Source organism: Desulfovibrio intestinalis, from assembly GCF_014202345.1.
GTDB classification, from domain to species: Bacteria; Desulfobacterota; Desulfovibrionia; order Desulfovibrionales; family Desulfovibrionaceae; genus Desulfovibrio; species Desulfovibrio intestinalis.
The window spans coordinates 168,321-181,517 of record NZ_JACHGO010000008.1; the positions used below are offsets into that span (position 1 = coordinate 168,321).

Annotated in this window: 13 protein-coding genes; 4 read left to right on the forward strand and 9 right to left on the reverse strand. The window is 57.7% G+C overall.

Features of this window, described 5'->3' with window-relative positions:
• Position 1 precedes the first annotated feature (1 nt).
• From HNQ38_RS12775 to HNQ38_RS12800, 6 genes are all read right to left on the reverse strand, one after another.
• On the reverse strand, positions 2-1,114 hold the full coding sequence (locus HNQ38_RS12775; protein ID WP_183721723.1) for a flagellar basal body P-ring protein FlgI: 1,113 nt from the start codon (positions 1,112-1,114) through the stop codon (positions 2-4).
• A gap of 276 nt (positions 1,115-1,390) precedes the next feature.
• Positions 1,391-1,714 carry a flagellar biosynthesis anti-sigma factor FlgM gene (gene flgM / locus HNQ38_RS12780; RefSeq protein ID WP_183721737.1) on the reverse strand — a complete coding sequence of 108 codons (324 nt, stop codon included), beginning with the start codon at positions 1,712-1,714 and terminating at the stop codon, positions 1,391-1,393.
• A 3-nt stretch (positions 1,715-1,717) separates the two neighbouring features.
• Positions 1,718-2,206, reverse strand: a complete 489-nt coding sequence (locus tag HNQ38_RS12785) for a DVU0524 family FlgM-associated protein (RefSeq protein WP_183721740.1) — start codon at positions 2,204-2,206, stop codon at positions 1,718-1,720.
• Positions 2,207-2,291: 85 nt separating this feature from the next.
• Positions 2,292-3,671, reverse strand: coding sequence for an MFS transporter (locus HNQ38_RS12790; protein ID WP_183721744.1), 1,380 nt, complete (start codon positions 3,669-3,671; stop codon positions 2,292-2,294).
• A 70-nt stretch (positions 3,672-3,741) separates the two neighbouring features.
• Positions 3,742-5,145, reverse strand: a complete 1,404-nt coding sequence (locus tag HNQ38_RS12795; RefSeq protein ID WP_183721747.1) for an MFS transporter — start codon at positions 5,143-5,145, stop codon at positions 3,742-3,744.
• Between the two features lie 81 nt (positions 5,146-5,226).
• Entirely contained in the window at positions 5,227-6,105 is an 879-nt protein-coding gene (locus HNQ38_RS12800) for a methylenetetrahydrofolate reductase (protein WP_183721750.1), read from the reverse strand.
• 161 nt (positions 6,106-6,266) lie between these two features.
• On the opposite strand from HNQ38_RS12800, the gene HNQ38_RS14290 reads away from it, so the two are divergent.
• From HNQ38_RS14290 to HNQ38_RS12820, 4 genes are all read left to right on the forward strand, one after another.
• Positions 6,267-7,628, forward strand: coding sequence for a phosphodiester glycosidase family protein (locus HNQ38_RS14290; protein ID WP_246388148.1), 1,362 nt, complete (start codon positions 6,267-6,269; stop codon positions 7,626-7,628).
• A 378-nt stretch (positions 7,629-8,006) separates the two neighbouring features.
• Entirely contained in the window at positions 8,007-8,387 is a 381-nt protein-coding gene (locus HNQ38_RS12810; protein ID WP_183721753.1) for a desulfoferrodoxin, read from the forward strand.
• Positions 8,388-8,447: 60 nt separating this feature from the next.
• Complete coding sequence (locus tag HNQ38_RS12815; RefSeq protein WP_183721756.1) at positions 8,448-8,585, forward strand: rubredoxin; 138 nt, start codon at positions 8,448-8,450, stop codon at positions 8,583-8,585.
• Positions 8,586-8,681: 96 nt separating this feature from the next.
• Positions 8,682-9,890, forward strand: a complete 1,209-nt coding sequence (locus HNQ38_RS12820; RefSeq protein WP_183721759.1) for an FprA family A-type flavoprotein — start codon at positions 8,682-8,684, stop codon at positions 9,888-9,890.
• Between the two features lie 341 nt (positions 9,891-10,231).
• Here the strand turns inward: HNQ38_RS12820 and HNQ38_RS12825 are convergent, their stop codons facing one another.
• From HNQ38_RS12825 to HNQ38_RS12835, 3 genes are all read right to left on the reverse strand, one after another.
• Positions 10,232-10,618, reverse strand: a complete 387-nt coding sequence (locus HNQ38_RS12825; RefSeq protein ID WP_183721761.1) for a cytochrome c3 family protein — start codon at positions 10,616-10,618, stop codon at positions 10,232-10,234.
• Positions 10,619-10,728: 110 nt separating this feature from the next.
• Entirely contained in the window at positions 10,729-11,490 is a 762-nt protein-coding gene (cobJ, locus tag HNQ38_RS12830; protein WP_183721767.1) for a precorrin-3B C(17)-methyltransferase, read from the reverse strand.
• A 3-nt stretch (positions 11,491-11,493) separates the two neighbouring features.
• Positions 11,494-12,759, reverse strand: a complete 1,266-nt coding sequence (locus HNQ38_RS12835) for a cobalt-precorrin 5A hydrolase (RefSeq protein ID WP_343060187.1) — start codon at positions 12,757-12,759, stop codon at positions 11,494-11,496.
• Positions 12,760-13,197 lie beyond the last annotated feature (438 nt).

A 13,197-nucleotide genomic window follows, 5' to 3' on the forward strand; every position in this document is an offset into this window, starting at 1 on the left:
GTTAGATTACCTCCAGCTCCGCCAACAGCGCACCGGAAACCTGCATGGTGCGCAGGATGGAAATAAGGTCGCGCGGGGTAGCCCCGATGGAGTTGAGACCGTCCACTAGCTCCTGAAGAGTGGCCCCTTCAACGATAATCAGATGGCGGTTTTCTTCACGCACATTGGTTTCCGTGGTGGGGGTCACCACTGTCTGCCCCTGCGAGAACGGGCCGGGCTGCGACACCTGCTGGCCTTCCTGCACGGTTATCTGCAAGTTGCCGTGGGCCACCGCCGCGCGCATGATGCGCACATCGCGGCCAAGCACCACGGTGCCCGTCTTTTCGTCCACAACCACCTTGGCGGCAGTGTCCGGGCTGACGTCCAGATTTTCAATGGAGGCCATGAGGGGCACCATGTTGTGACGGTACTGGGGCGGGATATCCATTGTGATGGACATGTCATCAACAGCGCGGGCAAAGGGGCCGCCCATAGCGCCGTTGACGCGTTCGGCTATCTGCTGGGCAGTGCTGAAATCCGCCGTACGCAGGTGCAGGGTGAGCTTGTCCTGCTGATTGAATTCAAAGGGAATGCCGCGCTCCACAATGCCGCCGCCGGGGATAATGCCCACGGTGCTGATATTCTTGCTGACGCTGGCTGCCTTGCCCTGGCTGGAAAAACCGCCCACGGTCAACGAACCCTGAGCCAGACTATATATCTTGCCGTCAACGCCCTTGAGGGCCGTTTGCAGCAACACGCCGCCCAGAAGGGATGTGGCGTCGCCCACAGAAGACACGGTAACGTCAAGGCTTGTACCCGGCTTGGCAGAAATCGGCATGCGTGCCGTCACCATAACGGAAGCCACGTTCTTGGTCTTCAGCGCTGAGGAGTCCACGCCAATGCCCATGCGGTCCATCATGTTTTTCATGGAACTCATAGTAAAAACTGAATCTTTTTTATCTCCAGTGCCCGCCAGGCCCACCACAAGGCCATAGCCTATGAGCTGGTTGTCGCGAACACCGGAAAAGTTGGCAATATCCTTAATGCGCGCAGCCTGTGAGGGAAGCACCATGCTGATGAGCAGGGCGGCTGTAAAAATCCACAGGGTAGGATTGCGCAAAATTGTCAATTTCATGGCGCTGACTCCTTGCCGGAATTCCGGCACAGCCTGTTTTGCAGAAACCGTGCCGAACGCCCTTGAACCTGCGTCGTACAAGTATGACTGGCTATAAACGCCAAAACCCCGACCTCGCTCACGGGAGCGGGTCGGGGTTTATACCTATGAAATCTGGCCTGTTGAAATCTGGTCTGATGAAATCTGGCCTGATGAAATCTGGTCTGACGGGATAAGGCGGGGCCTGCCGGAGTATGGCGGCGCGAAATCGAAGGGAGCTATACGGAGGCTACAAAGCTATATCTGGAACAGCCCCGGTTCTTCACGCACGAGGTTGGCGGCAATGAGCTGGCTGTCCGGCTTATAGGTTCCGTTGGCTACCTGAATGCGCAGCGCCTCAACCTTATCCGAGCGTACGTCCGGCGCGCTTTGGGCGGCGCGGCGCGCTTCCGTCAGCAGCAGGGCATCCTGCGAAACGCTGACCGTATCGCCTTGGGGGGCTTCAGTGCCGGTTCCTTCAGCGCGTGCCTTCAGGCGCGTGTCTGATCTGGCCTCGGCGCTTTTCTCCAGCCCGGCGGAATAAGGATCGAAAAAGCTGTTCGTCGTATTCTTGATTTCCATTTTCTACTCCGCTGACGGTGCTTCCACACCGCCTTGTGCCGCCGGTTTCACAAAACTTCCGTCTCTTGGCGGCTCTTCCAGCATACTTTTGTCTACCGTGTCGCGGGTGATGCGCCACAGGGCATGCCGCGTTTTTCGCTGCAAATCTTCGGGCAGCGGCTGCATGCCGTCCGGGCCCTCACCCACAATGTGCAATCTCTGGCCTGGCGGGTAGGTGAAGCGCACTTCCTGCCCCACTTCCCTGCCCAGCTCCTGGCGGATGTTCTCCACCACGGGGTTATCACTGCCAGTGAAAAGCAGTGTTTCGTAAAGCTCGCGCGCCACTCTTTCAACGCAGGCGTGCCGATGGGCTGCCGGATCAGGATCATCCGGCGCATCGCCATGCGCCAGCCGCATGCGAACCCTGAACCGCGCAAGACGCCGGGCAGCCAGCAATTGCTGTTCATACCCTTGTAACATCATGCGCAGTTTTGCAGAATTGGCGTCGGCCATGAATGTCTCCGTCCTTACTGCTTGTTCGGCTGCCCTACAAAAAACTTTAGACTTTTTTCTGCCTCGGAATACGCACTTTTTTCGCTTATTTTCTGTTGCGTGCCAGCACGCACCCCACAGCCAAGAGATTCAGCACGCCAAAAACCACCAAATCAACATGCATACTGTCCATAAAAGCGTCTATGGTCTCTGGCCCTGCAGGCTGATCTCCCAAAAAGAAGCCCAGGGTCAGGGTGATGACGGCCATGTTCACAAGCTGCCCGCCAGTGCGCACAGCTCCGGTCAGGCCAGAGGCCTGCCCCACATGTTCCGGCCCCGCGCTTTCAAGAATAATGGTGGTATTGGGCAGGGCAAAAAGGCTTATGCCCACGCCAAGCAGCCCCTGGGCTGCCAGCAGCACGCCGATGGGCGAATCGATTTCAAGAAAGGCCGACGTCAAAAGGCCCAGGCCGCACAAGCCCACGCCCACGGCGCTCACATGGCCGGGGTCGAACTTGATGCACAAGCGCGCCGCCACCGGGGTCATCAAAGCCTGCACCAGCGACTGCAAAGCCAGAAACATGCCCGCCTGCTGCACGGTCATGCCCCGTCCAAACTGCAGGTACAGACTGAAAAAGAACAGGATGCCGAAAAAAGAACTGTAGTTGATAAAGGCCGCCAGCGAAGACAGGGCGAAAACCCGGTTGCGCGCCAGCAGGCGCATATCAAGGATGGGAAAGTCGCTGCGCAGTTCCTTGAAGCAGAACAGCACCATAAGGACGATAAACGCCGCCAGCAGGCAACCCGCCATGACGGGATAGTCTGCCAGTTCTGACGAACCGAAGGTCAGCGCCGTCATGGCCAGCCCGTAGATTATGCAGCCGCCCCAGTCAAAGGGACGGCCCTTGGCGGTCCGCCAATCCAGCTTTACGCAATACTTCATGAGCAGAAGCACGCCGAGGGAAGTAAGCGCATTGCCCCAGAAAAGCCAGCGCCAGTCAAGCCAGCCCGCCACAAAGCCCGCCACAGGAGGACCACAGGCAATACCCGCGTAAACGGCAGAGCCGCTGTAGCCGAGGTAGATGGCCCGTTTACCAGCAGGCGCAGCCGATGCCAGCAGGGCAAGACCACAGGCGTTGAACATGGCCCCGCCAACGCCCTGTACAAGGCGTAAGCCCAAAAACACTTCCACTGAAGTAACAAATCCCAGCAATGCTCCGCTTATGCCAAAGATGGCCGTGCCCCAAATGAAGATGCGGCGGTATCCCCAAATATCACCAAGACTGCCGCTGGCAAGCTGAAAAACGGCAAGGCCCATAGCATAGAAGGCCCCCATAAGCCCGAGTTCCTGCACGCTGGCATTCAGGTCCGCGCCCATAGGCGGCAAAACCGCGTTCACGCCTGCCATCATGAAGGGCATGCAGAACAGGGAGGTACAGACCGCTACCAGCAGCCAGCCGTGGCCTTTTTCGATGGATGACGACATGACGAAACAGTATCTCCGGGTATGGGGCTGATCAACACAGGGGCATCATAAAGCAAACAAGGTCGAACGGTCAGGCAGCGCTTCGGACCTTACGGAATATATGGTAACGCACAAGTATGCATATCAGGGCCAGCGTATTGAGCAGGCCGAAAATTTTTAAATCCAGATGCATTGCGCTCATAAAACTGTCAACGGTTTCGCGCCGCACAGACTGCCCGTGCAGAAAAAACGACATGGTCAGGGTGATCAGAACAAGATTGAAAAGCTGCCCGCCGGTGCGCACCGCACCGTTGAGGCCAGAAGCCTGCCCCACATGATCCGGCCCGGCGCTGCCGAACATTATTGTGGTATTGGGCATGGCAAAAAAACTGATGCCAATGCCAAGTAGGCTCTGCACTGCCACAAAAAGCCATATGGAAGAATCAAGACGCAAAAGGGTTGCAGCAAGCACTCCCTGCCCACACAGGAACACCCCAATGCCGCTGACCCAGCCCGGTTTTACTTTCAGGCACAGCCGCGCCGCCAACGGCGTAGCCAGTACCTGCACTGCGGATTGCAGGGCCAAAAAAAAGCCTGCCTCCCGCACGCTCATACCCAGGCCATAGTGAAGATACAGGCTAAAAAAAACCACCAGGCCAGACAGGGAGGCGTAATTGACCAGTGAGGCCAGGGCTGACAGGGCAAATATCTTACTGCGGCCAAGCAGACGCAAATCCAGCAAGGGAGCTTTGGCGCTCCACTCGTACAGACAAAATGCCGCCAGCAGAACACCAAACGCGGCCAGCAGCCCCCAGGCCGGAAGAGGCCTGTCTGCCAGCAATGATGCGCCACACGTAAGCGCCGTCATGCCAAGACCGTAAAGGGAGCAGCCCTTCCAGTCAAAAGCGCGGTCTGGCGTGGGCCGCCGTTCAAACTGCACAAAAAAATTCATGAGGCAAAGCACGGCCAGCGCCAGAAGGGCATTGCCCCAGAATAGCCAGCGCCAGCCAAGGCTGTCTGCCAGAATTCCGGCGACAGCCGGACCGCACGCTACACCTGCGGAAATTGAGGCGCTGCTGAAACCAAGATAGACCGCACGGCGGCCTTCTGGCGCAGCTGAGGCCAGCAAGGCCAGACCGCAGGCGTTGAGAATCGCGCCGCCAACTCCCTGAAGAAAGCGCAAGGGAAGAAGAAGATCAACGGAAGGAACAAAACCTTGAGCCGCGCCTGTCAGGGCAAAAAGCGCCGCTCCCCACAAAAAGACACGGCGGTAGCCCCAGATATCGCCCATACTGCCGCCGCCGAGCTGAAACATGGCAAGGCCAAGCGCATAGGCTGCGCCAATGAGTCCCAACTCTCTTGCGGTGGCGTGCAGTTCTTCCCCCAGCAAGGGCAGTACGGCACTCACCCCCGCCATCATGAAGGGCATACAAAACAGGCCCCCGCAAACGGCCACAAGCAGGAGGCCGTGCCCTTTTTCCACGTATGCCGACATAGGCGCAAAACTATACCGGACGTACATCCTGGTCAACGAAAACACGAGGGCCCCGGCGGTTGCCGGGGCCCGAAGTTTGCGTCACGCCCGCAAAAGGCCGGACTCTTCAGCCAGCCGCAAGCACATGTCGGCCTTGTTAAGTGTATATAGATGAACTCCGGGAGCGCCGTTTTCCAACAAAAACTGTATCTGTCGCACCGCAAATTCCAGCCCGACCTCACGCACCGCTTCGGCTCCGCCCTTTTCATTGGCCTTTTCAAGGTCAAGGTACAGCTTGCCGGGTATGTTCGCGCCGCAGAGTGAAAGCACCCGCCGCAGGGAGTCAAAGCTCTGAATGGGCAGAATAGCCGGAATAATGGGCGTGTGGATGCCCCTGCCGCGCAGATGCTCCAGCAGGTCCAGATATTCCCGGGAATCAAAGAAAAGCTGGGTCACGGCAAAGTCCGCGCCGCTGCGCATTTTTTCGGCGGTATGGAGCCTGTCCTGCGCAATGGATGTCGATTCGGGGTGCGGCGCGGGATAGGCCGCAACACCAATGCCCATGTCAGGCTGCTGGCGGCGGGCAAAGGCAACCAGGTCTGAGGCATGATGAAAATGTCCCTTGCTCCAGTCCCAATCCTCTCCAACAGGCGGATCGCCACGCAGGGCAAGCACATTATCCACCCCGGAGGCCCGCAACTCTGCCAAGAATGCGGATATTTTCTCAGGGTCGGCTCCCACACAGGTGAGGTGCGCCATAGTATTCAAACCGCGGCGCGCCAGCTCGGCAGTTACGGCAAGCGTGTTGCGTTGCTTGCCGCCGCCTGCACCGTAAGTGACGGAAGCAAACAGAGGAGCCAGAACCTGCAATTGCTCCACTGTGTTAAAAAAGCCGGGCAGGTTCGCTTCATCGGCTGGCGGAAAAAACTCCAGCGAAAAAAACGGCTTCTTGGCGGCTCGAATGCTTTCTCCGATATGCATGCTGCGACTCCTTGTGTGCGGCGCGAGTGCGGCCTTCTCTTCATGACCAATTTGTTTATGTTTATATCTAGATAAGTTGATATGTCAAGAAAAAAGGCCGGGCAGCTCTTGCAAAATACACGACTTGGTCGTAATGCAGGTTCAAGCCCCAAAAGCATACTATGAAAATACGCAACAGCATTCACACATGCGGGCAGCGCCCGCGCACTGCCCGCATAGGCAAGCCAGAAGCTCCCCCTCAGGGCCGTGTCTTTTTGCTGGCGCGTGCCCTCTGCACTATGGCAGCTTTGCTGCTCTGTGTTACCCCCAAAGTAAACGCCGCACAGGATGTTCCCTCTGAGCAGCCCCTGATTGTGGCTGCTCAGAAGAGCGACGCCACCGCCCGCGAGGGCAACGGGGAAGGAGCGGTTAATGAAAACAACGCCAGCGCTCCCGCCCTGCCGCCCATACCGCTAACCTTGACGCCAGCCACCACCTCCGGCGCATCCGCTTCCAACGGCACCCCGTCCGCCGCTGCCGGGGCCGAATCTGCCTCCGCTGGAACTGCCCCTGCTTTGACTACGCCTGCCCCCGAGGCCACGCCTGCTACCGCCCTGGACGCGTCCAACCAGGCCACAACGGTTGCAATGCCGGGCGTGACCACATCGGTTTCGTTTTCCGCCGGAGTTGACGAACAGGGCAAGCCCGACTGGCGACAACTGGAAGCCGGGCTAGATTTTGGCCAGTTTCGTCTCAATGACAGCGAAGCCCTGCTCACGGCCCTGCGCATCGACCCTGCCCACTTCAATTTTATTCTCTGCGCCCGTTCACAGGATGGCGGCCCGCTGCGCTCGCTGAACCAGTGGGCCGAGCAGTACAATCTTTCCGCAGCCATCAACGCCAGCATGTATCTGCCCGACGGTGTAACCAGCACGGGCTATATGAAGCAGGACGGCCATTTCAACAACAAGCGAGTGGTTCAGCGGTTCGGGGCCTTTTTTGTCGCCGGGCCCACCAGCCCGGAACTGCCGGGAGCCGCCATTGTTGATCGTGACGACCCACAGTGGGAACAGCACATAGGGCAGTACCGACTGGTCATCCAGAACTACCGCATGACCAGCGCCGACAGGCGTATCCTGTGGTCGCCCGGCGGACCGCACTACTCCATTTCTGCGGTAGCTCAGGACGGCGAAGGGCGCATCCTTTTTCTCCACTGCCGGCAGCCTGTGGAGGCTTACGCCTTTGCCCAGCAACTTCTGCACCTGCCCCTCAACATTCGCACGGTCATGTATGTGGAAGGCGGCGGGCAAGCTGGCCTGCTGGTGCGGTCAACCCACTGGAGGCACGAACTGGCGGGATTGAGCGCTGCGGGCCTGCTGGTAACAGGCGACATGCGCGCCTTGCTGCCCAATGTTCTGGGCGCAGTACGCCGCCCTGCCCCTGTTGAAGAGATGCAGAGCGGCGAACAAAAGCCCTCTGTTTCCGAGTCGTCTTCAGAAGAGGATATTTCTTCTGAAAGCCAGCCCCAGCAGTCCGCTCCCTAGAGCGGAGTAACTCTGAGGATATATTTCTCCAAGTTTGAGACAGACTCGTTGCGGCATTTAACTGCGCAAACAAATAGCGCTACGCCTCCACGGCGGGCACATGCTCACGCAACCGCCTGAGCACTTCAAAGACGAAATGCTCCAGCCTTGGGCGGCGCCGTCGGCAAGTGGGCATGGGGCGGGCCTAAATAACATCTTTTTAGTAATAATTACTATTTTTTATAAAAAGGGCTTTACTTTGGCCCGAACTTCTTACAGAATATTAGCTGGTATCCGGGGCTGCTTGTGCGAATGCGAAGCTGAAAAGCCCCCCGTTCGGCAACACCGACGGCAACCTATATCGAGGCCTATGTCGGCCTAAACGTAAGTGAGGAAACCATGCCCAAGCATCTGGAAGTTTATAAATGTACTCATTGCGGCAACATCGTTGAAGTTCTGCATGGTGGCGGAGCCGACCTCGTTTGCTGTGGCGAGCCCATGAAGCATATGGTAGAAGGCGCTACTGACGGTGCCATGGAAAAGCATGTGCCCGTGATTGAAAAGGTTGACGGCGGCTATCTTGTGAAAGTGGGCAGCGTCCCTCACCCCATGGAAGAAAAGCACTGGATCGAATGGATTGAGCTGCTTGCCGACGGCAGAAGCTACACCAAGTTCCTTAAGCCCGGCGAAGCGCCCGAGGCCTTTTTTGCCATTGACGCCACCAAGGTGACCGCACGCGAATTTTGCAATTTGCACGGCCACTGGAAGGCTGAAAACTAGATCTCTCAAGTCCGTACTACAAAAGCGCGGATTCCGCGCCACTTCCTAAGGAGGATTCCAATGCAGAAATACGTATGTGCTGTTTGTGGTTATGAATATGATCCCGCCGAACACGACAACGTGCCTTTCGACCAGCTGCCTGATGACTGGTGCTGCCCTGTTTGCGGGGTGAGCAAGGATCAGTTCAGCCCGGCCTAATTCCGGTCTTTTCCTGTACTTTTCCCCGCTTTGCCGCAGCTTGTGGCAAAGCGGGGCTTTTTGTAAAAAGGAAGACCCAACACTCCGGAGAAAATGATGCAACCTGTTGAAATTAAAAAAGACATCTTCTGGATAGGTTATGTGGACTACGACCACCGGGACTTTCACGGGTACTCCCGCTCCCCGGACGGTTCCACATATAATGCCTATCTTATCAAGGACGAAAAAAACGTTCTGATGGACACGGTAGCCTCTGGCTGCGAAGGCACCCTGCTGTGCCGCATGGCCAAGGTGCTGGATCCTGAAAAAATCGACTACATCGTCTGCAACCACATGGAGCTCGACCACGCTGGCGCTCTTGAGACCATTGTGGAACGCTGCAAGCCCGAGAAAATTTTTGTCTCCCAGGCTGGCCTCAAGTCTATGGCAGGCTATTTTGCGTGCAAAGACTGGCCCGTACAGGCCGTAAAAAGTGGCGACACCGTCAGCATAGGCAAGCGCACCATCGTTTTTCAAGAAACGCGCATGCTGCACTGGCCTGACAGCATGGTCTCATACATTCCTGAAGAAAGGCTGCTCGTCAGCAACGACATCTTCGGCCAGAATATTGCCAGCTCCGCACGCTTTGTGGACGACTTTGGCGATGACAGCGAATACCTGCGCCGCGTCAAGGAATACTACTACAACATCGTGCTGCCCTACTCGCCAATGGTGCTCAAAACTCTGCCCATTGTGGAGCAGCTGGACATAGACATGATCGCCCCTGACCACGGTCTCATCCACCGTGGCGAAAAGGCTGTGCGCAACATCATCGACATGTACCGCACAATGGCCGAGCAAAAGCCCCAGCAGCGTGCGCTCATTTTCTACGACACCATGTGGCAGTCAACGGAATCTATGGCCTACGCGGCTTGCAGCGGCCTGGAAGAAAACGGCGTGCCCACGCGCATCATGTCAGTCAAGAGCAACCACCACAGCGCAGTTATGACCGAACTGGCCGACTGCGGCGCGGTGCTGGCTGGTTCGCCCACCCACAACAACACCATCCTTCCCCTGGTGGCCGCTCAGTTGACCTACATGAAAGGTCTGCGGCCCCTGAACCGTGTGGGCGGTGCCTTCGGTTCCTTCGGCTGGTCCGGGGAAGCTCCCAAGCAATTGCAGGAACACCTTGCCGGCATGAATATGGAAATGCCTGCCGAACCCGTGAAGTGCAACTGGCGGCCCGACCGCGACGTGCTCAAGGCTTGCCACGAACTGGGCAAGACCATTGCCGAAACGCTTAAAAAGAAGTGCCAGGAAGGCTAAATTCCTTACACTTCCTCTTCAGTGAGAAACAGGGCCGACGGCAACAATGCTTCCGTCGGCCTTTTATTTTGGCCAAGCCACGCTCGCGCACATGTTGCGCAATGCTGCCGTAATATTGGCGTGTCCGGTTATGCCGCTGCCTTCGCGGTACCATTCAAGTGGACTGCTTGGCCTGCTACTGCCTACCCTACAGCCACGGCGGGCAAAAGCCGACGGCTTTTCGCTGCCCCCAACAAGCCTGGTAGCGATATCCCGATATATACAAAGAAAGGCAGCGGGAGCTTTGCTCACACTGCCTTTCATCTTGGCCCGGCACAACGGGGCCGAAGCAAATCACTGGCTTACGGATGGCACTTCGACTTGGCGCAACCGGTAAGATCCTTCTTGAGGTCAGGCTTTTCGGCCACAACCTTGCTATGGCATTCTGCGCAGTTGGTGTGCTTGAGGCCTGTCTTGGTGTGGATCACATAGAACAGGCTCTTTTCACCCTTCTTGGCGGTCAGGTCGTCATGGCAGCCTGCGCTGCCGCATTTGGCGAAGCTTTCCTTACCGTCCACCAAGTGGTGACAGGTCACGCATTCCACTTTTTCATGAGGAGCGTGGGGAAACATGACGGTTTTCTGGGAGCCCTTGATTTCTACCGGCTTGTCAGGTGCAGCGGGTGCAGCCCAAGCACTCACGGCAAAGATCAGGGCCAGCATACAGGTGAGAGCAAAGATTTTTTTCACGGCAGTCCTCCAAGGTAAAAAACAACACATGAGAATTGCAATAACCTTACGGCCAGTGAGGAAACGTGTCAATGGAGCCCATGAAATACATTTTCAAGTTGTTCAGTCACTCATAGCTGCCTTTTGCGTGCATATCCCCTTGGTGTAAGCATATATGACCCAAGAGATCGGCTTTCACTGTTGCCAATAATAAGCAGAGAAAGCATGTCCACCTGTGTTGCATCAAAGCTGTCCAGCCTGTGTACGCTCACGCTCTGTTCAGGACGGTAAGCCTGGCGCACCAATCCAACGGGACACTGCGGTTCACGAAAGCGGCGAGCCAGCGTCAGGGCGGTGTCCAGGTGACCGGGGCGTCCCTTGGAACGCGGGTTGTATATGGCGCAGACAAAGTCTGCCTCAAGGGCCGCCGTAAGCCTTTTGACAATGGTTTCCCACGGGGTGAGCAGATCGCTCATGCTGATGCAGGCAAAGTCGTGCGTCAGGGGCGCACCAAGCAGGGCTGCCGCCGCGCACACGGCAGGCACCCCCGGCACCACGCCAAAGGGAATGTGGTCAACAAGGCCGCGAGATTCCAGAACCTCAAGGGCAAGGCCAGCCAGGGCGTAGATGCCGGGATCGCCCGAGCAGACAAGGACCGTGGCCTGACCAGCCAAAGCGGCGTCCACTGCGGCTTCACAGCGTTCTGTCTCGTGCCGCATGCCCGTACTGATACGCTGCTTGCCTTCAAGCAGTTCCGGTGGAACCATATCCATATACAGGTGATAGCCCGCCACGCACTCGGCCCGTTCCAGAACGGCGCGGGCCTGCGGCGTAAGGCAGTCGGCGTGTCCAGGGCCAAGGCCCACCACATGCAGGCTGGCTGCTTGCGTCATGATTTACCCTTTTTCGCTGTGGTCGGCATTGGCATGAGCATTTGGGTGCTCTTCTTCAAAGGCCAGGGCCACCGCAATGGTCAGTTGTGACTGAAAAATTTCCTTGGCCAACAACAGCCGGGCCACACCCGTGCCATCTTCTCCACGGGCTGCCAGCAAGGCTGCGGCCTCGCACACACTGAACGGAGGCTGCCCAAAACGCCGCCCTGCCGCTTCTGAAGGATTGGGCACAGGGCACTTGGCCAGCCGGGCAGAATCAAAGCCCTGAAGAGGCACATCAAGGCGGGCGGCAAGCTCTCGCAATGCCCGTTCCTGCAATTTCTCTGTTACTGTGCTCAACGCGGCGATGGCCTGCGGCTCCAGACCGTGGATGGCAAAAAATTCATTTAACGCAGCCAGCGCCATTCCCGGTGGCAGATCCTTGCGGCAGCCAAGTCCCACATAAAGACGCGGCACTGCGACGCGCAAAAGCCCCTCGGCAAGTGGCAACCGCCGCCAATGCGCTGCAAGCAGAGGTGGCGCGTGCGCCTCACGTTTGCCAGCCAGCAAGGAGTGCGGCAAAGCCATAGCTCCGGCCTCGCTGGGTACTGGCGTCAGCGAATCGTGCTCCGGCACCGCCCCGCAGGGGTCCCAAACTTCCAGGCTTTCGCCCTCCAGCAGAGCTGCCTGTGCGCGCGGCAACCGCTGCCAATCCACAATGCGCAGGCCAGCCTCACGCAAAAACAGATCAAGAGCCAAAGGATGCCCGCCTGTGGACGGCTTTCCGCCTGAAGCCAGGGCGCTGCCTTCGCTCTCGATCAGGGCAGCGTCGCTTTCTGCCATAACATCAGAAGCTGTTGTAATTACTGGCGTGGCCCGGAGCAACTGCGCCACATGACGGGTCAGTTCGTTGCCGCCGCCCCAGTGGCCGGAAAGAAGGCTGATTACATAGTTGCCCGCCGCGTCCAGCACCAGCACGGGCGGGTCCAGGCTCTTGTGGGTCAACAATGGGGCCAGGGCGCGCACCGCAATGCCAGTGGCCCCAATGAACACATGCGCGCCATACTGCTGGTACGTTGTGGAAAGAAATTCTCCCAACCTGTGAAAGGGCTGCGCGTCCGAGGAGCAAATGCGCTCGGGCATGAATATGCGGCAATCGGCCAGACGGCCCCCCTTGGGGCTTGTCCAGGGTTTTCCGGCTACCAGCGATTTGAGCCGCCGGGCCAGGGGCAAGGCGGAAGCGCTCAAGGCGTAGCAGGCAAGAGATTTCTTTTCAAAAACAGGATGCACAGGGCCTCCGGCGGTCCGCCGCCGTAAGTGACTTGAGCGCGCGACGCAGTAAGCAAAAGAACGCGCCGCGTGCATAAAAGACTGTGGCCGGGAATCCTTACCGGAACCCCGGCCACCATATTCAGGCCTGCGTGCGGTCTGCAGGTTTCAACTTTCACAGTGCTGCGTCTGCGGCTGGCTGGATGGCGGCAAGTGCGGCACGTTTTACTGCGTGCCGCCATCCTCGCCAATGCAGGAACCAACGTTACACGGGACATTTCAATTGGAAAATATATTCCCCAAAAGTTGTTCTGCGTTAGCCACACCGCGTTGCAGCGTTAGAGCGCTTAAACTTCTTTAAAGCTAAAATGATGGGATGGCCCCGCCCGACTGAAGCGGGTATGCATAAGGTAGCCTAAAAACCTTTGCAGGAGGCCATCCCAATGAAAGCTATTACCA